This is a genomic window from Colwellia sp. RSH04 (assembly GCF_003545765.1).
Classification (GTDB): Bacteria; Pseudomonadota; Gammaproteobacteria; order Enterobacterales; family Alteromonadaceae; genus Colwellia.
The window spans coordinates 1-22351 of record NZ_QXIO01000009.1 but is presented as its reverse complement, the minus strand read 5'-3'; the positions used below and the strand labels follow the sequence as shown (position 1 = coordinate 22351).

The 22351-nt window shown below is 35.9% G+C and carries 23 protein-coding genes and 1 pseudogene; 5 read left to right on the top strand and 19 right to left on the bottom strand.

The features are described 5' to 3' along the window. Positions 1-14 precede the first annotated feature (14 nt). The 3 genes from D1094_RS14110 (at position 15) to D1094_RS14100 (ending at position 4549) form a co-directional block, all read left to right on the top strand. Positions 15-572, top strand: coding sequence for a phosphoribosyltransferase (locus tag D1094_RS14110; RefSeq protein ID WP_118960762.1), 558 nt, complete (start codon positions 15-17; stop codon positions 570-572). A 318-nt stretch (positions 573-890) separates the two neighbouring features. Then, a complete protein-coding gene (locus tag D1094_RS14105) occupies positions 891-2192 on the top strand; it encodes a diguanylate cyclase (protein ID WP_182440196.1) in 1302 nt (433 codons plus the stop codon). 173 nt (positions 2193-2365) lie between these two features. Then, positions 2366-4549, top strand: a complete 2184-nt coding sequence (locus D1094_RS14100; RefSeq protein ID WP_118960760.1) for an OsmC domain/YcaO domain-containing protein — start codon at positions 2366-2368, stop codon at positions 4547-4549. Positions 4550-4617: 68 nt separating this feature from the next. Here the strand turns inward: D1094_RS14100 and D1094_RS14095 are convergent, their stop codons facing one another. The 4 genes from D1094_RS14095 to D1094_RS14080 all read right to left on the bottom strand — a co-directional run bounded on the left by D1094_RS14095 (position 4618) and on the right by D1094_RS14080 (position 6509). Continuing rightward, the gene (locus D1094_RS14095) at positions 4618-5193 is read right to left on the bottom strand and encodes a hypothetical protein (protein WP_118960759.1); all 576 of its coding nucleotides are present in this window, start codon (positions 5191-5193) and stop codon (positions 4618-4620) included. 30 nt (positions 5194-5223) lie between these two features. Next, positions 5224-5502 carry a hypothetical protein gene (locus D1094_RS14090; RefSeq protein ID WP_118960758.1) on the bottom strand — a complete coding sequence of 93 codons (279 nt, stop codon included), beginning with the start codon at positions 5500-5502 and terminating at the stop codon, positions 5224-5226. 102 nt (positions 5503-5604) lie between these two features. Then, on the bottom strand, positions 5605-5970 hold the full coding sequence (locus D1094_RS14085; protein ID WP_118960757.1) for a hypothetical protein: 366 nt from the start codon (positions 5968-5970) through the stop codon (positions 5605-5607). A gap of 20 nt (positions 5971-5990) precedes the next feature. Continuing rightward, positions 5991-6509 carry a lipocalin family protein gene (locus tag D1094_RS14080; RefSeq protein WP_118960756.1) on the bottom strand — a complete coding sequence of 173 codons (519 nt, stop codon included), beginning with the start codon at positions 6507-6509 and terminating at the stop codon, positions 5991-5993. Positions 6510-7282: 773 nt separating this feature from the next. Here D1094_RS14080 and D1094_RS14075 point away from each other — a divergent pair. Further along, positions 7283-9223, top strand: coding sequence for an alpha-amylase family protein (locus D1094_RS14075; RefSeq protein ID WP_259337974.1), 1941 nt, complete (start codon positions 7283-7285; stop codon positions 9221-9223). Positions 9224-9490: 267 nt separating this feature from the next. Here D1094_RS14075 and D1094_RS14070 read toward each other — a convergent pair whose 3' ends face one another. After that, positions 9491-10459, bottom strand: a complete 969-nt coding sequence (locus D1094_RS14070; protein WP_118960754.1) for a dihydrodipicolinate synthase family protein — start codon at positions 10457-10459, stop codon at positions 9491-9493. Between the two features lie 314 nt (positions 10460-10773). On the opposite strand from D1094_RS14070, the pseudogene D1094_RS14065 reads away from it, so the two are divergent. Then, positions 10774-10881: pseudogene (locus tag D1094_RS14065) on the top strand (IS110 family transposase); the annotation flags it as partial. 28 nt (positions 10882-10909) lie between these two features. Here D1094_RS14065 and D1094_RS14060 read toward each other — a convergent pair. From D1094_RS14060 to D1094_RS13990, 14 genes are all read right to left on the bottom strand, one after another. After that, positions 10910-11407, bottom strand: a complete 498-nt coding sequence (locus D1094_RS14060; protein ID WP_118960753.1) for a DUF2867 domain-containing protein — start codon at positions 11405-11407, stop codon at positions 10910-10912. A 126-nt stretch (positions 11408-11533) separates the two neighbouring features. Further along, on the bottom strand, positions 11534-11929 hold the full coding sequence (locus tag D1094_RS14055) for a hypothetical protein (RefSeq protein ID WP_118960752.1): 396 nt from the start codon (positions 11927-11929) through the stop codon (positions 11534-11536). 178 nt (positions 11930-12107) lie between these two features. Beyond that, positions 12108-13184 (bottom strand): serine hydrolase, encoded by a 1077-nt coding sequence (locus D1094_RS14050; protein WP_182440195.1) that lies wholly within the window; start codon positions 13182-13184, stop codon positions 12108-12110. 776 nt (positions 13185-13960) lie between these two features. Continuing rightward, the gene (locus D1094_RS14045) at positions 13961-14986 is read right to left on the bottom strand and encodes an IS110 family transposase (protein WP_118960750.1); all 1026 of its coding nucleotides are present in this window, start codon (positions 14984-14986) and stop codon (positions 13961-13963) included. A gap of 500 nt (positions 14987-15486) precedes the next feature. Then, positions 15487-16152: an RDD family protein gene (locus tag D1094_RS14035; protein ID WP_118960748.1), complete on the bottom strand. Its 666-nt coding sequence runs from the start codon at positions 16150-16152 to the stop codon at positions 15487-15489. 119 nt (positions 16153-16271) lie between these two features. Next, positions 16272-17105 (bottom strand): S9 family peptidase, encoded by an 834-nt coding sequence (locus D1094_RS14030; RefSeq protein WP_182440194.1) that lies wholly within the window; start codon positions 17103-17105, stop codon positions 16272-16274. Between the two features lie 108 nt (positions 17106-17213). After that, the gene (locus tag D1094_RS14025; RefSeq protein ID WP_118960746.1) at positions 17214-17681 is read right to left on the bottom strand and encodes an OsmC family protein; all 468 of its coding nucleotides are present in this window, start codon (positions 17679-17681) and stop codon (positions 17214-17216) included. 129 nt (positions 17682-17810) lie between these two features. Then, complete coding sequence (locus D1094_RS14020; protein WP_118960745.1) at positions 17811-18287, bottom strand: hypothetical protein; 477 nt, start codon at positions 18285-18287, stop codon at positions 17811-17813. 115 nt (positions 18288-18402) lie between these two features. After that, positions 18403-19182, bottom strand: a complete 780-nt coding sequence (locus D1094_RS14015) for a hypothetical protein (protein ID WP_118960744.1) — start codon at positions 19180-19182, stop codon at positions 18403-18405. A 439-nt stretch (positions 19183-19621) separates the two neighbouring features. After that, the gene (locus D1094_RS14010) at positions 19622-19960 is read right to left on the bottom strand and encodes a hypothetical protein (protein WP_118960743.1); all 339 of its coding nucleotides are present in this window, start codon (positions 19958-19960) and stop codon (positions 19622-19624) included. 493 nt (positions 19961-20453) lie between these two features. Continuing rightward, the gene (locus tag D1094_RS14005) at positions 20454-20663 is read right to left on the bottom strand and encodes a hypothetical protein (protein ID WP_118960742.1); all 210 of its coding nucleotides are present in this window, start codon (positions 20661-20663) and stop codon (positions 20454-20456) included. A gap of 126 nt (positions 20664-20789) precedes the next feature. Next, positions 20790-21437 carry a hypothetical protein gene (locus D1094_RS14000; protein WP_118960741.1) on the bottom strand — a complete coding sequence of 216 codons (648 nt, stop codon included), beginning with the start codon at positions 21435-21437 and terminating at the stop codon, positions 20790-20792. 116 nt (positions 21438-21553) lie between these two features. Beyond that, positions 21554-21895, bottom strand: coding sequence for a hypothetical protein (locus D1094_RS13995; protein ID WP_118960862.1), 342 nt, complete (start codon positions 21893-21895; stop codon positions 21554-21556). Positions 21896-22013: 118 nt separating this feature from the next. Beyond that, positions 22014-22226, bottom strand: coding sequence for a hypothetical protein (locus D1094_RS13990; RefSeq protein WP_118960740.1), 213 nt, complete (start codon positions 22224-22226; stop codon positions 22014-22016). Between the last annotated feature and the right edge of the window lie 125 nt (positions 22227-22351).

Genomic DNA, 22351 nt, shown 5'->3' with positions numbered 1-22351 from the left:
AAGAAACAACTAGTATGTCGAAAAAATTTATCACAGCACAAGAATTGCTAGAAGACTCATTTAGAGTTGCCGCTAAAGTATTTGAAGATGGTTTTAGACCACAGTTTATTGTTGGTATATGGCGTGGTGGGGCACCTATAGGTATTGCAGTGCAGGAGTATTTCGATTTTAAAAAAGTAGAAACTGATCATATTGCAGTTCGTACATCATCTTATTACGGCATTAATCAACAAAGTAAAGAAATTAAAGTGCATGGCTTACATTACATTATTGAAAATGCTAACGCGGGTGACGGTTTATTAATTGTTGATGATGTATTTGATTCTGGTAGAAGTATTGATGCACTGATCAAGCAATTAGAAAAACTTACTCGTAAAAATATGCCTTCAGATGTTCGTATTGCTTGCCCTTGGTATAAACCACAAAACAGTAAAGTCGACATAAAGCCTGATTATTATGTGCATGAATCTGACGAATGGTTGGTTTTCCCACATGAACTTTCTGGCTTAACGCCTGAAGAAATCTCTGAAGGAAAAACTGATTTAGCTAATATTATTGAGTTATTCCAGTAATTATTGCTTTAATTTGTAGCTTGACATTGCCAAGACATAAAAACGCTGTGTAATCGCGATTGCACAGCGTTTTTTATGTCTTTTTTAGTAATATACCTGTTCAGTCGTTTAAAATCATAATAGCGATGATTTACTAATAATAAAACCAAAGTGCGCTTTAAATACACTTTTACGCGGTCGTTGCAACATATGTGATGTATTAAGCCGATTTATTCATTAATAAAAAAATATAATAACGTTTTGTTTGTTATGCATTATTTTAATGTTAACTTATACTTAAAGTATTATTACTATATTTTGTATGTAAAAGGTCCGTTCATGGTGCTAGTTAGAGATAATGTAAGAAGTAAAGAAAGCTCTAAGCATTTAATATCTATAGATAAACCTATATTGTTAGTTGAAGATCAAGAATCAATGTTATTGATGCTAAAAGGTCTCATTCAAGACAAATACAATATCGAAATTCATACAGCGGCTAATTATGCCGAGGCTAAACAGTTATTAACTAAGCACCGCCATGAATATTATTTAGCAATTTGTGATTTACATTTACCTGACGCACCCAATGGTGAAATTATAAACTTACTAAACCGTGCTGACGTTAAAATGATAACGTTAACAGGTACATTTGGTGAAAGGGACAAAACTTCTATTCTTCCCAAAGGCGTGATTGATTATATCGTTAAAGATAGTATTAATGCGTATGAATATGTTGTAGAACTTGTTGGTCGCTTATATAACAATTGTCATCATAAAGTGTTAGTTGTCGATGATTCTGCTATTAGCTGTACTATGGTAGCGAACATGTTAGCCATGCAAAATTTTGAAGTTTTGGTTGCTGAAGACGGTGTACAAGCATTAGAAGTATATAAAAAAAAACCTGACATTCATTTAATTATTACTGATTACCATATGCCAAATATGGATGGTTTTTCGTTAACGCTAAATTTAAGGAAAAATTACACAAAAGAACAGTTAGCGATTATTGGACTATCTGCTAGTGGTGATACCGATTTAGGGTCACAATTTATTAAGTACGGCGCTAATGATTTCTTAGCTAAACCAATTCGCTACGAAGAGTTGTTATGTCGAGTTAATCAAAATATTAGTATGCTTGAATATATGGAGGCACTGCGTAACGCGGCTAATAGAGACTTTCTGACCAACTTATATAATCGTCGATACTTTTTTTCACAAGGTAAAGATATTTATGACAACGCGGTAGACAATGGAACTAATCTCAGTGTTGCTATGCTCGATATTGATCATTTTAAACAAATTAATGACACGTACGGTCATGAAGCAGGGGATGATCTATTAATACATTTTTCTCAGCAATTAGCAGAATATTTTGAGAATGATTTAATCGCTCGTATAGGTGGTGAAGAGTTTGTGATTTTATTTACAGATTTAGCTGACGAAACGGTAACAAACCTCTTAAATGACTTTAGAGTTAAAATATCTGAACAAGTAATACAATGCGATGAAGCAAAAGTATCAATGACAGTAAGTATTGGTTTTAATAGTCATAAAGATCAACATTTAGATGCAATGTTAAAAAAGGCTGATGAAAATCTATATAAAGCCAAACAATTTGGTAGAAACCAAGTGGTAGGTTAGAAGACGATACTTCTTTAACTTTATTATATTTGATCACAAATAAACCAAGACTATTACCTCAAAAAAGCCGATAATTACGACAATTACTTTTACCCTCTGTTCTGCGCATACATTCATGTTGCTTTTACATAAATAATGTTTAGAACCACTCAATTATTTTCGGAAATACTCCAATGGAAATCAAAGTAAACTATCTCGATAACTTAAGAATTGAAGCAAAATTTGATGACTTTTCAGTGATAGCTGATCAGCCAATTCGATATAAAGGTGATGGTTCAGCACCTAGCCCTTTTGATTACTTCCTCGCTTCTTCAGCATTATGTGCAGCATACTTTGTTAAGGTTTATTGTAATGCCCGTGATATTCCAACTGAAAATATTCGGTTATCGCAAAACAATATTGTTGATCCAGAAGATCGTTACAACCAAATTTTTCAAATTCAAGTGGAATTACCTGACACGATTTCAGATAAAGACAGACAAGGAATTTTACGTTCAATAGATCGTTGTACTGTAAAAAAAGTGATTCAAACAGAGCCTGAATTTAAAGTTGAAACAGTAGAGAACCTAGAAGAAGATGCCCAAGCTATGCTTATGGCTAAGCCAGAAGGTAGCGAAAACACCTTTATTCTTGGTAAAGACTTACCTTTAGAAGAAACTATCGCTAACATGACGGGAAAGTTAGCGGACCTTGGTATGAAGATAGAAATATCATCATGGCGAAATATTGTTCCTAATGTGTGGTCTTTACACGTTCGTGATGCGGCTTCTCCTATGTGTTTTACTAACGGTAAAGGGGCAACAAAAGAAAGCGCTCTATGCTCTGCGTTAGGTGAGTTTATTGAACGACTCAATTGTAATTTCTTTTATAACGACCAATTTTTTGGTGAAGAAATCGCAAGCAGTGAATTTGTTCATTATCCTAATGAAAAGTGGTTTAAACCAAATGAAGACGATGCCTTACCACAAGACATACTCGATGAATATTGCTTAAGCATTTATGATGCAGAAGGCGAGCTTAAAGGCTCACATCTTATCGATACAAACTCGGGTAATAGTGAACGCGGTATCTGTTCTATTCCTTATCAACGTCACTCTGATGGTGAAACAGTTTATTTTCCGTCAAACTTAATTGAGAATTTATTCTTAAGTAACGGCATGAGTGCAGGTAATAATTTATTTGAAGCGAAAGTACAGTGCTTGTCAGAAATCTTTGAACGAGCGGTAAAAAGGCAAATTATTGAAGATGAAGTTGTTCTACCTGATGTACCTGAGCATATATTAGCAAAATACCCAAGTATTGTTGCAGGCATTAAAGGCCTTGAAGAACAAGGCTTTCCGGTTGTTGTTAAAGATGCCTCATTAGGGGGGCAATTTCCGGTAATGTGCGTTACGTTAATGAATCCTAGAACGGGCGGCGTTTTTGCCTCCTTTGGCGCTCATCCAAGCTTTGAAGTTGCACTAGAGAGAAGCTTAACAGAGTTATTACAAGGCAGAAGCTTTGAAGGGTTAAATGATGTACCTAAGCCAACGTTTAACAGTATGGCGGTTTCTGAGCCTGAAAATTTTGTTGAGCACTTTATTGATTCAACAGGTGTTATTTCATGGCGCTTCTTCAGTGCAGATCATGACTATGAATTTAATGAATGGGACTTTACCGGGACAAACGAAGAAGAGTGCCAGCAGTTATTTTCAATACTAGAACAACTCGGTAAAGAAGCTTATATTGCGGTATTTGATCAACTAGGTTCGACAGCATGTCGTATTCTTGTGCCTGATTTTTCTGAAGTATACCCTGCTGAAGATCTTATTTGGGATAATACCAATAAAGCACTGCAATATCGTGAAGATATTTTAAATATTCATTCACTTGATGATGATGCGCTTGTTAGCCTAGTAGAACGCTTAGAAGAAAGTCAATTAGATAACTATATTGATATTATTACCTTAATTGGTATCGAGTTTGATGAGAATACGGTTTGGGGACAACTCACCATACTTGAACTTAAAATCCTCATTTATTTAGCGCTTGGTGAGCTTGAAGAAGCCATTGAGTTAGTTGGCGAGTTCCTGCAATACAATGATAATACTGTTGAACGTGGTTTGTTTTATCAAGCTATTCATGCAGTTTTGGAAGTCACTTTAGCGGAAGATTTAGCCCTTGAACATTTTATTCATAATTTTAACCGCATGTTTGGTGAAGAAACGATGAAAAATGTTGTTGGCACCGTTTCAGGAGAGGTGAAATTCTTTGGTTTAACCAAAACAAGTATGAAGCTTGAAGGGTTAGAGAAACATTTAAGGTTAATAGAAAGTTATAAAAAACTGCATCAAGCGCGCAGTCACATTACTAAATAAAACTCTTTAAAAGGGGCTGTTTATCTTTGTTGATATGAAACAAAGACAAACACGCTCAAGCCATGCAACTATTTTGTGTGGCTATTCTCTTTATTTAGTAACTGTATTTCGCTTTCGTAAGCTTGCTTATTAAAATGAATTGAATGCGAATTCATAAAGCCATGAAGGTAAGGCACTTGCCTAATAGATAGTTGGCTCGTATTTGATAATGTCTTTATTAATTTAGGCAGGCAAAAGTGATTTTCATGCTTAGGGAAAATTAATTCCATAGGGAAGGCGGGTTGAATGTTCGTATTATGTCTAATTTGAGCGCCATAAAAGCATATAGCGCGCTTAACTTCATATAATTGATATGGAGCTTGAAATTTCTGGTTTGATACATTCCAAATGGCCGCTGCACCAACACTAAATCCAATTAACCTTATAGGTTGCTTTACCGTTAATAATAACTCGTTAAGGCATTTACTATACTGGTTTAAGCCAAGTGATTTAGTAAACTGAGAATAGGCACATTGCTCACTTGCAAAGTTCATTTTCCTGCCTTGATACGGGTCAATAATAAAACTGTTACTTGAGATGCTTAATGCTAGCTTTTCCAAGGCAGCAGTTCTACCAAAAATATCTGAAACAATTATTGTTAACATGTTGATTTAATAAAAGATAGCAAACCCGAACTATATATCAAAACTTGAATCCGAGTTTTTAAAAAACTTTCCAATACCTCTAAAGAACATCGCGATAGCTCTAAAGGGAAGTTCAATTACAATTTCAAATATATCGTACCACGTCTGTTCATCGTTATGCTTTGCTGGCCATAAATAATGTGCAGTACAAAAGCCTATTATACTCAGTAACAAAAGCAGCCAATCAAAGCTGTAGATTACAATATCAATGAGGAAATACGCACTGATAATGAATAACGTTATTGATAAGAAAACACGTAAATGATTCATAGTAACTTTGTTTCTTTTCTTTATTTTATATTGGTTAATGTAAATGGTTGCACATGTTTAATTAAGTTAAATCAAGGCTATGTTAGCAAAATTACTTAACTTTTACTTAGGTTGTTTATGCCAGAATAAGCAAATTAATACCGCTAAAAAACCCGAACTATAAGTGCTTAAAAGAGGAATGTAAGAGAGTTGGTATGCATGCTCATGATCTTCAGGATAAAAAGAGTCGCCCGCTAAAAACCAAGCACCTAAAGCCCCCATAATGAACCATACAATACAAGCTACTTGTTTATGATTAGGTGCTGAAATATAACCAGTAACAACTACCGAAAAAGCGGCAACGGCGCCGATAAATGGTTTCTTCCAGAAACCGATGTATCCCATTAAAATTCCAGTAGATACAGCGGTAAGCACAAAAACGACCAAAACGATAATAATTGAAATTGTAAAGCCTTTAACCTGGTTCATATTGCTCTCATTGTTATTTTCTATTGATCATGTTCAACCCATATAACTTCGTTGGTATTGAATCCTCTCGATTGCGACATTGAGATAAACTTATCTACAATGGCTGGTGGTACTTTTGAAGTTCTAGCGAGTAACCAAAGATAATCATTATTTGGCCCTGAAACGAATGCATACTGATAACCTTCATGATCTAACTCAAAAACTACATATGAGCCATAAAAAGGACCAAAAAACGAGACTTTTAAATATCCTTCATCAGTTGAATCGACAAAATAGGCTTTACCTTCAGCTTCTTGCCATTCATTGGAAGCGCTTAAAAAGCCTTTATTAAGCACTTTTACACTGCCGTCTTTATTCAGGCTATAACTTGCACTGACATTACTTAAACCTCTTTCAAAGGAGTGATCTAACCGAGCAATTTCATACCATTTACCTAAGTATTTATTTAACTCAAAGTTATTTACCGGCTTTACCTTGTCAGGCATGCCTAAACAGCTTGTTAATAATAAAACACTTAAAACTAATAATAATTTTTTCATCGTTATAGAGTACTTTTTATAAATGATAAAGTTTAGATTGAGAGTTATTGTATATTACTTTACTTAATTTTATTCTCTATTTTAGGTGCTTCCTCTCTATTAGAACATTTTATATCTTGGTATTACCCAAGGTTAAAATTAACAATAACGGTTACGCTTTCTGATACCTAGATTTTCCGTATTGAGAAAGTCGTATCAAATAAAGCCTAATACAAATAAAATTTTAACACTGGGTCAGCCAGACATCTTAAAAGTTAAATAAAAAATAACAAACCTCGAAAGAGTTATTATCGTGAAGTAATAACCCACTAACACAAGTAGTTAAAAAGAATATTATAAGTATTTTTACAGGCTGACTTTACTTACTTATTACATACTCCTAGTTGAAATGTCACTCCGCAAATTATTCCTAAGATATTTTTTTATAACTAGATTGTAAAAGCTCCATAGCCTGAAATCCTTTATTAATTTTTACAAAAACACACACGAATAACAGTGGCAAAGCGTCTTTAATTTTTAACTCACTGACTCATTATATCCCCACTGCTCATATTTACACTGCATACGTATTCAACAAATCCTCTCATGACTTTGCGTAATTTTTAAGCAACTATTTACACCCCATTAACTTTTTTAATAATACCCTAACGATAAAACACAATAAATATCCAACAAAAGTTGACAATTTAAAAAATAATAATAAATAAGGATAAATAATGAATAAACGATTTTTACAATTAAGTATTGCTATTGCACTACCTGTTTTAACGGTTATGCCTCTTAAAGCGAGTGCAGAACCCACAACATTCGTACACTTATTCGAATGGAGTTGGCTAGATATCGCCCAAGAGTGTGAACAACATTTAGGACCAAAAGGTTATGCCGCAGTGCAAGTTTCACCGCCCAATGAGCATATTCAAGGAGAGCAATGGTGGACACGCTATCAACCAGTAAGTTATCAATTAGAAAGTAGAGGCGGTAACCGCGCTCAATTTATTGATATGGTTAATCGTTGTAAAGCTGTTGGTGTCGAAATTTATGTTGATGCGGTTATTAATCATATGGCAAGTGGCAGCGGTATAGGTACCGCCGGTAGCACCTATGGTAACAAGAGCTTCCCGAATTACGGACCTCAAGACTTCCATGGCACCTGTGCGATCAGTAATTACAGTAATCGTTGGCAGGTACAAAATTGCGAACTCGTTGGCTTAGCTGATTTAAATACTAGCTCAACTTATGTTCAAGAAACCTTAGCCGGTTACTTAAATGATTTGACTAATATCGGCGTAGCTGGCTTTCGCTTTGACGCATCAAAGCATATGGCCGTAGAAGATATCCAAGGCGTGTTATCAAAGGTAAATAGTTCTCCACTTATTTTTCAAGAAGTGATAGACCAAGGTGGTGAAGCGATAAGCGCGTCAGAATACACAGGGGTTGGGCTTGTCACCGAATTTAAATATACAACTCAACTGGGTAATACCTTTAAAAATGGTAAGCTTGCTTGGTTAAGTAATTTTGGTGAAGCTTGGGGGTTTATGCCAAGTAGTTCAGCCGTTGTCTTTGTTGATAATCATGATAACCAACGTGGTCATGGCGGCGGTGGTAATGTGATCACTTACGAAGATGGCCGATTGTATGATTTAGCGAATGTTTTCATGCTCGCTTATCCCTATGGATACCCAAAAGTGATGTCAAGTTATGACTATCATGGTGACACTGATAGAGGCGCTCCTACTGTTTCTGTTCACAATAATGGCAACGTAGAATGCTTTGGTGATAACTGGCAATGTGAACATAGGTGGTCTTACATTTCTGGCGCTGTTGATTTCAGAAACAATACTACAGATAACTGGAGTACTACTGATTGGTGGGACAATGGTAATAATCAAATCGCCTTTGGTAGAGGAAACTCAGGTTATGTCGCTATCAACAAGGAAGATAGTAATTTAACGACCACCTTAAGCACTCAAATGGCACCAGGTATCTATTGTAATGTGCTTAAATCAGAATTATCTGCTGATGAGAAGTCGTGTAATGGCGAGACAATAACCGTGAATAATGACGGAACCATTAGTGCCAATGTTGCACCGTGGGATGCTTTTGCCATACATAAAAACGCCAAAGTAGAAGGCGATATTACCCCTGACGATTGGCAACGTACAATAATATTTATAAAAGCACAAACAAGTAGCGGGCAAGACATGTTTATTCGTGGCGGGATTGATCACAACTATGCCAATACACAACTAGGTAGAAACTGTCTTGGAAGTAATTTTGATTGTGCAATGCCAATTAGCCATAACAATTTACGCAATGCCACAACAACCCCTTGGAAAAATAACGAAAGTTACTTAGATTGGTATGGCGCTGAAGTAAACCAAAGTGGTGATGCTGAAGGAACTCCTTTAGATTGGACAACAAATGCTTGGCTTTCAAGCTGGGGCGCTTTACGAACAACAGCCATCGACGGTTTCGGCGAAGAGGCATTGAATCTTTGGGGTCAACATTATTGGATGCTTGATGTAAACATGGATTGCAGTAAAGGTGTTAATAATAAATTTGAAGTGAAAGCTTTCGTTAAAAATGGCCAAGGTTGGGAAGGTGATATTTCACAAAATAACACCACTTACAGCTCAAACAACCATTTTGCGGAATGTGGAAAAATTAATATGTTTGAATTTAATAAAAATAGCGTTCAAGTTAACGCATTTTAATGACAAAAGTTTAGATAAATAAGTATAAAAAAGTGCCCTAGGGCACTTTTTTTATATAAAATTTAGGGCAAAGTATGAGGTATCCCAATATACTAAATAAAACGTTATTATTTGTTAACCCAAATATGCACATTGTAGCGATACAATGCCAATGCTGTTTTAGTAAAAGCATTCAAAACAAAAAGCCGGTTCATTATTTCAACAAAACGGCTCCAAGTTAACTCAAAACTCCGTGTGAACGGAGCTTTATTTATATATCTGTAAGGATTAGTCTATTAAATCTAGAGCTTCAAGCCTTTCTTTTGCCAGAATATACCTTGTACTAACATCATCAATTTGCTGTTGAGTTAATTGCTTACCAAGAGTGCGAAGCCCTCCAGCAGTATCATTATGGTGAATTCCAAAAGCAAACTTAAGGTACTCCATAAGTAACGGCTGAGCATCAAGATATGATATGGAATTCATAGCCTGAGAAATTTTATTTGCCTCAGCCCATTCTCCATTATTAACATACTCCTGCATAGTCACGCTCGCTTTTGGGAATATACAACCTACGCCTGTAATTCCACCGCATGCACCAGCAAGCCCTGCATGTACAGTTACTGTGTCAACACCGGCCAAAATTTTCAAATCTTTATTTTCTAACATTAGTGTTTCAATAGTTGAAACATCTGTTGTCGATATTTTAAGCGCAGTCACTTCAGGCAGAGTAGCAAGTCTTCTTAAAATATCAGTTGAAAGCGCATGATACCCGGCTGCATCAGGATTGTTATAAGGCATAATTGTTACGCCAGCTTCTTTTGCCGCAGAAGCAGAAAGTGCATAGTATGCATACATCTCTTCATCTGAAGGAGCTTCTTTAGTTTTTGGTGGCATTACCATTACGGTATCTACGCCAACCGTCGCTAGTTCTTTAACGATAATGGCAAGCTCTTCTTTAGTTTCTGCTGCAGCGCCGCTGATCAATGGAACATTGTATTCTTTAGCAACATCAGAAAGGGCTTTAAGTAAAGAAAGACGCTGTGCAGAGCTTAAGTAGCTATTCTCACCTAGAGTGCCAGAGCCGACAAGCCCACCCATTCTACTACCATTTTTCCCCTGAACTTTTAAAATATCGGCAGCATATTGTTGTGTTGCTTCAAGGTCAATTTCAAGAGCACCGGATTCTGATTCTTTTAGCCATGTAAATACGGCCGGCATAACCGTATAACGCCAATCTGTACTAGTTGTTTCCATCATATTTCCTGTTATTTAAAATCACATTAAATAGAGTGTATCACGAATGGTATATCATATACAATATGTCGGGTGTGGTGAATTAATTATATCAGCTAAATTATATTCGACAAAGCAGGGAAGGGCTTATTGGGCTATGAACCTCAGTTAACGAACAACAAAATATCAGCGTTCAATAAATTAGAGAGGGAATCATTTTAAATTCTCTAAAGGTAAGGTATTAACTAGATTTTAGGCTTCAAATGGGCAGTGTATTTGTCTCCATTAACAGCATACGGAAACCTTAACTATTATTGATTAATCTACCACTACACGCAGGAAAATCTAAAAAAGTGGCTATCATTGCATGTATTAGAAAGATGATTGTGATCTTAAATTCAATGCTAAGAGATGGAGTAATGTGGGAAGCGCCAAAAGTATGAAATTAACTATTGACGCCATAGTCTCTTGTTATATGCGACCTGCCTTGAGTGCTTGTTTTATACAATACTTGGCAACTAATTTATGAAATGGTTTAATAAAAGCCATATACACTTTGCCTGTTTTAGTTTTTAAATTAACTAAAGTAGAAATAGAGAACTCTTGATCTGATAACTTTAAAACTGATAACCACATATCCATATTAGGTTCATAAGCACCACAAATTACTTCTGACGGTTCGACAGTTTCTATAATAAGGAAGCCTGCTTTTTTACCAGCTTCGATATCTTCTAGAGGAAGACTCATTTCAGTGTTACTGGCTGTAAATCCAAAGTGTTTAACAATTGAGTTACGCAAAGATAAAGCTATTTGAACTGGTTTTGGCAAAAAACCAAAGATGCTATGATATACATTTTTAGCTTCAAGATTAGTTTTATTGACCTGAACACTAAAAGAATCACGGTAATATGAGTTTTGCTCCTTACCATTAATTTTTGTTTCTACGGGAAACTCCATTTCGGAAACCATGCTAAAACTCCTTGAAGCATATAACGCTTACATAAGCGGAAAATTATAAGTTTGCTAAAATGTGAAGCGGAGCGAAACCGAGCAAACTGTAAAAAGTCCCGCTTTAACTGCTTGTTAGATAGCTAGTTAACCACAATGATCGTTAAATACATACTGAAATTTACTCCAATCATCAGAAGAGCATAGGCGGTAGTTGAGCCGCTTATAGAATTGAACATAATCAGGTTCATTTTTGATTAGGGAGATAAGCTTATTACCAAAGTATTTAGCATCTTCTTTATTGTTTAGGATATAGCTCAACTCTAAAAGTGATTTATATGTATTAGCTAATTGGCTTAAATTCATATCAGCTTCGTACTTCAATAAAGCAGTGTATGCCGTTTTAGAATTAGAAAACTCTTTCTTAGTGGTGAGCTCAAGTGCTTTATAGATTAATTCATCAATTTGATTCTTTGTCGCAGCGTGCGCAAATGAAGAAGCGATTAATAAGAATGAGATTAAATGAAAGTGAAGTTTACTCAAAACTATCCCTAGCTATATAACGCCCATTTAAGGGGCTGATAATTGTTTGCTAAAATGTGCAGCGCAGCGGAACCGAGCAAGCATTACGTGTCCGACTTTTAAATACCTTGTTATATTTTTTGATTACATTAGTCGCTATCTACTCTTACCGATAAAAGCGATCAAAAATTATTAGCAACTATTCCCAACACCTTAAACCGTCGGCATTGATTGTAGGTTCTATAAAATTTGCTGCTGCCCAACCAAGTGCGAATGGGGATAACGAGTCTTGAGTGTCTTCACGATTCGTCAACACAATAATAGAGAAATTATGATCTACGGCTCGAATATATGCAGTGCCTGAATAACCACCGTGTGAAAGTATTCGTCGCCCTTCTACTGTATGAGCTTGCCATCCACGTGAGTATCCCCATGATTCACATGAGTCGCCCGAATCAAAAGTACGCTGTAATTTCCAGGTTGCCTCTAATGCTTTTCGGTTAATAACGCTAGGATTAGCAAGTTCAGCTTCCCAGCGTACCATATCATCTAATGACGACATAACTCCAAAATGAGAAGTTAACCCAAATTGCCAAACTCGTCTATTTCGTTCTATTTCACCATTCTTCAATGCATAGCCTTGAGCAAGATAAGGCACAACCTTTTTCTGATCTAAAAGATGCGTTTGACTCATACCGAGTGGCTTGAAAAATTTCGTATGCATATATTCAGCAAATGTCTTACGAGAAACCGCCTCAATGATTATACCAAGTAAAAAATAGCCTTGATCTGAGTAATTCCAATCAGTTCCAGGTTTTGCATGCATAGGTGTTTGTTTAGCCGCAGTCAACATATCATCTACGCTATAATCAAGGAGTAAAGTCCCATTTACAGTTTCTTCAAATCGATGGGAAAGACCTGCTGTATGGGAAAGGAGCTGATTAACGGTAATGTTCTCCCACTCCTTAGGCGCATCTTTAACATAAGTAACTAATTTTGACTCAATACTCAGTTGCTCTTCTTCAACAAGCGTCATGATAGCAAGTGCAGTCATCTGTTTGGTCAAAGAGGCTAATTCAAATACGGTTTTGCTAGAAACTGGAATATTATTACTTATATCAGCCTCTCCATAGGTGCGGATATATGTTGGTATCCCACTTTTAATAATCGCTAAAGCTACTCCGGGGAAATGTCCTTTATTTTTTAACGTGTAAATCCTTCTATCAAGTTCATCATTATATGAAGTCTCTTCTGAAAATGCGGAGAATGCTAACACCGTGAATAGCATTAAAACAAAATATTTTAAAAAATGTTCATATATTTTAATCATTATTAACACCTATCCTTGTGAAAAATATAACGCCTTGCTAAGCGGAAAATAACGGTTAGCTATAATCGCGGAGCGATGGCCAACTGTTATTTTTCCGTTTAAGTAACTTAGACGGTAACTCCACCAAACTTTTCCAGATAATCAACCACTTAAGCGCGCGACTAACCGAAATTGATCTGAACATACTCCCAAAGCGCTGTCCTTTAAGTGAGAGAGTCGCTCCGCCTTAGCAAAGGCACGCTAGGCTCACGTTCTCTCACTTAAAGGACAATGAAAGAAGTATAGCGCGTGTCAACTTTTCGGTTAGATTTTCTCATCATAGCAGCGCGCGTTAATATACTGATTATTTACACAGTGCATTAGATCATCTAACCGATAAACACACACAACAGATCGTTACCGATCTAACGCCCTAATAATGGGCTAAAAATAGTTTGCTAAAATGTTGAGGAACGTATATGGACTCCTCTTGCATAGCAAGCCGTTTATAATAATTAATTTCAAATGTATGTAGCAAGTTCACGTATATTCGGTTTCTGATGGGGAGCTACCCCGAACCTTAATGGCTTAATCCACTGACAAGGCTCCTTAACGAAAACGAGGTATTTTACTACCGTTGTTCCTCCCAGGTTTTGCCTTGCGTGCGTTGATACACTTTACATATTATTTTACGACTGCTTATACTCGGTTAACTTAGTTACTTTTTCAAGGTTTATCAAACACTACTGAGCTAAAGGGGCTCGATAATCTTCGCCACTTTTCAAAATAGCCCACGCCATTCTGACAAGCTTATTGGCCAAGGCAACCGTCGTCTTATTTAAGTGATTTTTTGATAGTTGATCTCTTATCCAACAACTCAAACCATCTTGTTTATCTTTAATTCTACTAACAATTGAGCGTGCTCCATGAACAAGCAATGAACGTAGGCTTCTATCGCCTCTCTTCGTAATACCAAGCAACTTATTATTACCACCCGTCCCAGAATTAGCTGGCACTAAACCTACGCTAGCACTGGCATCTCGGCCGCATTTATAAGCTGACCCATCACCTAACCTGGCATACAAGGCACTAGCAATTATCCAAGCAACACCTGGCAATGCCGTCAATCGACTACAAACTGGAATTTCTTTAGCTCTTGTAAGCAAGGCATTCGTTGCATTATCAACCTGAGTATCTAGTAACAACAATTGATCTAATAAATCTCTTAAGATAAACCGGCTTGATGTGGTTAGCTCATTTTCTGCATCTTCAAGAAAGTAAGGAAGGTTTTTACGTACTTTAGCAATACTTTTAGGGATCTTGATACCATACTCTAACCCCAAACCTCTTATTCGATTAACGGTTTGAGTTCGTTGCTTTATATAACCTTGTCGTAATTTCAATAAGCTGGCTAAGTCTTGTTGGTCAAGGTTTTTTACCTGTACAAAATACGTTTTAGGTCGTTTTATTGCCTCATAAATAGCTAGCGCATCATTAGCGTCATTTTTATTACCTGTACGATACTTAGCAGCAATATGAGCTGGGACTAGTAAGACTCTATGACCACTTTTCTGAAATCGTCGTCCCCAAAAATGGGCAGTTCCGCAAGCCTCCATACAAATTAAAGCTTCGGGGTGTTGAGCAATAAATTGAACCATTTTAGATTGGCTCATTTTATTATTAGATTTCAATACGCCATATTTATTAAATAAAGCGACTTGGAAAACTGTTTTAGCTAAGTCGATACTGATAGTGGTAGTATTTTTCATGGTATGGGCTCCGTTTAGATTGGCGTCTTCACCTTAACCTATTTAGGCCAAAGGTGAGGAGTCCATACCATTGAAAACAGCAAACTGTTTTTTGTCCTTATTAATTAGCTTGTTATATACCGATACTCTGCGTTGCCATAGAGATAAAAGCAAGAATTATTGGTAAAACGTGTAATAGAATAAACGTCTTTTTATAGCCCCAATCCTTGTATATAAGTTTAAAACCAATCGAATACGCAATAATAATAGCGACCGAAATAAACCAATAAGATTTATCAGGTTCAATTTGAAAGTCATCTCGAAATGAAAAGCCGATAGAGCCAGCCAAAACAATCCATGTTGAAATAAAGATGCTAAGAAATGATATTAGTTTGACTCGCAACTTTTGATTAATCCTTTAGGTATATAACGCCTAAATAACAGGCTAAGTAATGGTTGGCTATAATTGTGTAGCGAAGCGAAACGTAGCCAACTGTTACGTGTCCTTGTTGATTTTCTTGTTATGTACGGATTACTACCGTACCTGCAATAAAGTCATGTAACGCTCTATTTTTTTCATTGAAAAGCATTGTGATTATTTCAAGTAGGTGCCAGAGAAAGTATGAAATACCAAAAGCCATCATTGCATAAATTAACCAATCAGGTGTTTCACCTGCCTGTTCTGCTGGCACAAATATAGAAGCAATCAATAACAAGATTAACATTACGACAGGTACACAATCTCGTAAGAAGGCCTGCTTAAAACTAATGTGATTTTCTGTTAGATAATCAACTACTTTTACATCTAATGCCATTTTACCAAAGGTTTGCCCGTAAAGAGTATGAAGAGCAACTGAATAAACGGCAAATTGCACAGTGTCGATATAACCTAATATTGTTTGTATTCCTCCTCCTGCTTGGGTTCCTAAGAAAACAAGAATTGCTGATAGAACACTGATAACAACTCCATCAATAATTGATGCCCAAAATCGAGGGCCAAATGTAGCGTACTTATCTAATTCTTGTAGTTTTTCAATTTCGGCTTTAGCCGCTGGGTCATTCATTTTATTAGAAATAGCTAGCTCAATTTCTTTAGCTCTTTCAGGGTATTGCTTTGAATCAATATTATTTTGAACATCTAAAAGTTCATCTAGTGTGTAGTTATTAAAATTAGGACTAGAATCCATGTGCTTAACTCTCCTTGAGTACATAACGCCTCGCTAAGAGGCAAAAAATAGTTGGTTAAAATAAGCGACGCAGGAGCAAAAACCAACTGTTTTTTGTCCTTTTAAACGACTTGTTAGCACTACAATGTACTCACAAAGTGATTAATTATAGATTTTTTAATTTCTGGGGCTGTATCTTGGCTGAAACCGTGACCAGTTTTATAAGAGTTATGAACTACTTTATGCTTAAAATGCTTGTTTTTTAAATAAACCTCTATGTCTTTAGACATTTGAAAAGATGGCCAAACTTGATCACTTTCTGCTGAAATCAGAAGTATTGGACCATTAATATTTTCAAATTTAAATAAGGACTTATTGACGTTAGTTTTATTTTCTAATGCAACAGTAAATCTGTCGATTAACTTAGCATTTGAATCCAACTCTAGGCCTAAAGCTGGAATATCTTGACCTTCAATTGTCCAAGCTGACTTCGGTATTGTTAGGCCATACCAAGCAACCTTACTTGGAGTTGTAACAACTATAGATTTTATACGGGAATCCATACTTGCTAATAAAAATGCAGCCTCTGAACCTCTAGAGCCACCAACCACACCAATTCTAGATGAGTCTATTAAAGGGTGCGTTTCTAAATAGTTAATTGCATCAATGAAATACTCCATTGGTATTTGATCTAGCGTTTGAGAAATACCTTTTTCTTTAAAATAAGCTAATCCTAATACAGCAACACCGTGAGGTGCGATCATTTCACCATTAGCATTACCAGTATCTAATCCGCCCTCAAAGCCACCAAAGGCAATTACCACAGGAAGTTTTTTCTCAGTTTTTGGTAAATATAAGTTAGCAACTAAGTTTTTATATTCGACTTTATTTACCTCGTAATCATGATTTTCAGCTTTTAGTGAAAAAGAAACTAATGAAATAATTAGAAGTAAAAATGATATGGATTTACGCACGCTATCTCCTTGTAGTGCTAACGCCTCATTCAGAGGCAAAAAATAGTTGGTTAAAATAAGCGACGCAGGAGCAAAAACCAACTGTTTTTTGTCCTTTGAAATGACTTGTTAGGCTACGATTTCCGTAACAATTTCAGTTTTTACTGAGTTAGCAATAAAACATTGGTCATGTGATTGATGGTGCATTTTTTCAAGTTGCTCCATCGTTGGTTTTTTATCACCCGAAAACTGAACATGTGGTCTAAGTGTAACTTTAGTCATTGAAATTTTACCATCGCTATCTTTCTCCATAATACCTACAGCATCGTCTACATATGAATCTACAACATATTTTCTTTTGGCTGCGATTGATAAGAAAAACAACATGTGGCAACTAGAGAGAGACGCAACAAATGCTTCTTCTGGGTCTACATTTGCTTCAACGGAATAAGGTAAAGGAACTACGTGAGGTGAAGAAGAGGCTTGAACGGTTACACCACCATCAAAAACCCATTCATGCCCTCGGCTATATTTGTTATCAACATAACTTTCAGTGCTATCTCTAACCCAATTGATTTTGGCAAAATACTCTGACATTTGAACTCCGTATATGAAAGTAGCCTAACGCCCCAATAAGGGGCTGATAATAGTTTGCTAAAATGTGAAGCGAAGCGGAACCGAGCAAACTGTTAGCAGTCCCATCTTTATTGGCTTGTTATGAGTAAACTACTTCACAAGTTCGAGGTCAACCATTAGCTCCAGTTCCCCGCTAAAAGCTCCTAAGTGGCCAGCAGCACCTGCACGAAAAACACCTATTGCTGAAACATAGTTGCCACTTGCATCCTTTTTGCTTACTAAACCACTTAACCACTCTTCATTCACCGAACCTTTTTCAGGAACCCAATTACGAAGTGAATCATCAGAACTTGTATTAACCCATAAGGCATTAAACCTATTTCTGATGATTAAATCGTCTTTATGAAAAAATAAACCTGAAAGTTCAAAACCTCGTGCGTAAAATCCAGTAACAGAAACAACTTTACCATCATATTTTTCAGGAGTAGCAATCAAGTTGATCATTGAAACAGGGCAAATAGTGACATTATTTATTTCATAGTATCGACGAGCTTCACCACAAGGTTCTTGGGATTCACCGCAACCTTGTAGAATTAAGATTATAACCAATACTAAAATTCTACTCATAACTCCATTTACTCATAACGCCCCATTCAGGGGCTTTTTATTGTTGGCTAAAATAACGAACGCAGTGAGAGAAGCCAACTGCAAAAAGTCCCGCACTGAAATGGCTTGTTATGTTTTAAATTGGCTCTATTGCATCTTGATTTTTTAAATAGAAATTATAAGAGTCTTCAAACTTTTTTATAAGTTTCCTAAACTTATCAGGGTGTTGAATTCTATTTACAAATGGTTTTCGCTTACCATTAAATAAAACTACATCACCCAAATCTGCATTTTCTTTAAATGGAGCTAAAACATCAGATTTAACACTGCTTGGTAATTTAGCTTTAAGCCAAGTCAACTGTTCCATTTTAAATTGCTTTGGTGGTAACCATAGCTCCTGTAATTTTTCTATCTTAGAAATTGGCTCGATTCTGTTATCTTGTATATTTGCAGCAAAGCCAAAAGAAGTTAAATTTTTTATACTAGAGATCGGTTCAATAGTTTCATATAAGTTCGCTTTCCACATACCACTTTGTATATGTATATTTTCAATTGTTGTTGAATTACTGAGTTCATCTAAATTGTGAACCTTTTGAAGATCAGTTAACTGTAATTTTTTAAGGCATTTATTTTTTGATACATCCCACAATGTCTTCGCTTTTTGATTCCACCAAACTACGATTACCTTTGCGCTTATTAAATCTTCTAAAGGAGAAAGGTCTTCAACCTTAGGACATTTGAATAATTCAATTTTATGAATTTTTCTAGCGTAATTGTTAATTAAATATTCAAGTGTGTCTTGGTGCAACCCTGATATTTTTAAATTACTAACCTCATCACAATTAGCAATCAAATCTATTTTCTCAGAAGTTATTTTTCCACCATTAGTATCACTTTGAATTAAGTTGACTTCCATGCCGATCTTTCCTTTAAAACATAACGCTTTGCTAATGGGCAAATAATGGTTGGCTATAATGCGCGAAGCGCGAGCCAACTGTTATTTGTCCTGTTGAGCAACTTGTTATATGCAGCGGTGGTTGTAGCCAAACACTGCACGAACTTAAGTCACCCGTAATATAAAAACCTGACCGTGAACTTTTACGCTACACACGAAAGGTTGAAAAAAATTAATAGCGTTGCCACCTTTGAAAAAGGTAAAAGAGGCAATGCTTATTAATGCTGATGCAATCTAGTTTTAGCGTAAAACACTAAACTAGAAAGCACTTTATTTAAAGCTAATTTTTATTAGCATATAACGCCCTAATAATGGGCAAATATCAGTTGGTTAAAATAAGCGACGCAGGAGCAAAAACCAACTGTTATTTGTCCTGATTAATTTGCTTGTTAGGTTTAATTTACTCCGAACTGTCCTTTAACTCTATTGATATCACTTTTGGCCAAATATACGAAAAGAGCCAATTAACAAAAAAATAAACAACAACTAAAACAATAAAGCTTAACTCAGAGCTATGGCCTGTAACTTCTACTACTTGTTTCCCTGTAAGCATTACACCAATTAGGGTAACCATAAATACAACAAACCAAATACTTCTAGATGTTTGCGTTGAAACGGATGATTTACCACAGCTTTTACACTTTATTTCAGATAACCCAAATCGTTTAAGAGGTAAAAGCTTATTTACGTCGTTTCTAGATAACAAAATACTTTGGCAATTTGGGCACTGAATATTCATTTAAACCTAACGCCACAATAAGCGGCAAAGTAATTGTTGGCTAAAATGTGAAGCGAAGCGGAACCGAGCCAACTGTTACGTGTCCGTTTGATTGCCTTGTTAGTTGCTGCGCGTTAAATCACATAACTTACAATAAGTTACCACGTTTACGGAATAGACGGAAGAATCAAAGAACTCTCACCGCAACTTTGCCGCCACACGTGAACTTTGAGCCGTTTACGCCTTTGCTAATTGTTTTTACCTTGCAGAACAAAGGCGAAAACTGTGTAGCCAAAAGCACAAATCGACTTTATAAAACTAAAAATTGAAACAACAAAGGAAGGAAACAAACACCAATCCTTTGATGTGAAATGCCGCACGTTTAATAAATAAATTAACTCGAACAAGTTGCGGCAACTAACGCCTCATTAAGAGGAAATTTATAGTTGGCTAAAATGTTGAACGCAGTGAAAACAGCCAACTGTAAATTTTCCTGCTTTAATGACTTGTTATATTACTTTTGATACCAAACACTTACCACGATTGTTGAAGGCATCCATGAACCACCACTTTGAGTTTGTATTATTTCTTTTACTTCAATGGAAGGATTTAGCGATAACCAAGTATTAATATCATCCTCTAAGCCACAATCGATATTTTCAAGAGGTTTCATCCAAAAGTTTAATTTTGGCTTTAATGATTTAGTAAAAATTTTAACTTCCATATTCGAAGTGAACTCCATTTTGATTTAGTAATATAACGCCTCGTTAAGGGGCTTTTATATAGTTTGCCAAAATGTGGAGCGAAGCGAAACTCGGCAAACTGTTAAAAGTCCCGCTTAAACGACTTGTTATATGCACGTTAAATACATTGGTACGCTTAACCCCATTTCCAAAGCTGTTTTGGCAAAATTATTATTCTCTATTTTGAACCCTAACTTTTCAAAATATGGGATTTGCTCATTTGACGATGTTGTTAACGTAATCCTTGGTATTCTATTTTCTTTGCAGTAAATTTTTATTACTTCCAAATGATTTGAGAATAGATTTAACGATTTAAAATAGTGAAGTTCATATTTTTTTTGGTCTTCGGCAACAGGTTCATAAGGGTTATAAAAGATCACATCTGCAATATATAGATCGTTAGGCCACATCCTACAAAGTGATAACTGTATACAACCAGATGAATCTATTGTGTCATCATTTATTTCAGCGTATGAAAATGAAATGTCCTGTATAACTTTACGCTTGATGATTTTTTCTACTTTTTTATAAAGCATAGGATTTGAGGAATCAAAATCACCCGAAAGTTTTTGAGGATTAACTTTAGCTCCTGATTCAACATGTAACATCCAAGCTTGCGCACCAATTTCAAATAAAATATGGGGGTCTTTCTCAGCTATTTTATCTATGTAATCCACACCATACTGTTGAAAAGTAACTGGCGATTTAAATTTCTCTGAGATTTGTTCTTTCAGCAAGATATCGTGAAGCTTCATACTATCCTTAGTGCATATAACGCCACGCTAAGCGGCAAAAAATTGTTGGCTAAAATTAGCGAGGAACGAGCAAAAGCCAACTGTTTTTTGTCCGTTCTTAAGCGCCTTGTTATGTGTTACGTGGTTATAAACAGTTCCTCTACGACCAAGTGCCAGCCAAAGCTTTCCATGCAACTTATAAGCTGAACAGAGCGAAGAGCATGAGTAGGCTTGTTGGTATGTGAATTCTTTAGTTTTTTGACACATTGATTTAACGATTTTATTTGCTGCTCTTTTTGAGCATCAGTCATATCATAACCATCTTTACTACCCAGTGGCGCCCATGATTTATGATAGCCCCAATGTGGTTCTATTAATTCTAAACCAGTTAATTCGAGACTTGTTTGTTCGTAAGTGCCTGTTGTTTTACAACCGAATAACAACACTGTTAAAAAACTTAAAAGTAGAATTTTACGCATAACTCTTTGTAACACATAACGCCTCAATAAGAGGCTAAAAATTGTTGGCTAAAATTAGCGAGGCACGAGCGCGAGCCAACTGTTTTTAGTCCTGCTTGATTGCCTTGTTAGTTGCTGATTAATACAACTTCCCGTTATTTAAGAACATAGTTTCACATGTCCAGCGTAAATCATGTGGTGAAACAGGTATATTCTTATCTTTGAAGTTTTTGCCTAATTCAATTTTACAGCTTTTCATAAATGATGACTTATGAGCAGTCAGACTAAAATAGATTGAAGCAGCAATAATTGTGCATCCAATAATTATGGCTATTGATGAGTCGATTTTCATTGATACTCCATTATATTGGATATTTACACCCAAATTTCCCTAAGCAACTAACGTTTATATTAAACGGCAAAGTAACATTGGCTATAATCGCGAAGCGATGGCCAACTGTTACGTGTCCGATTTGA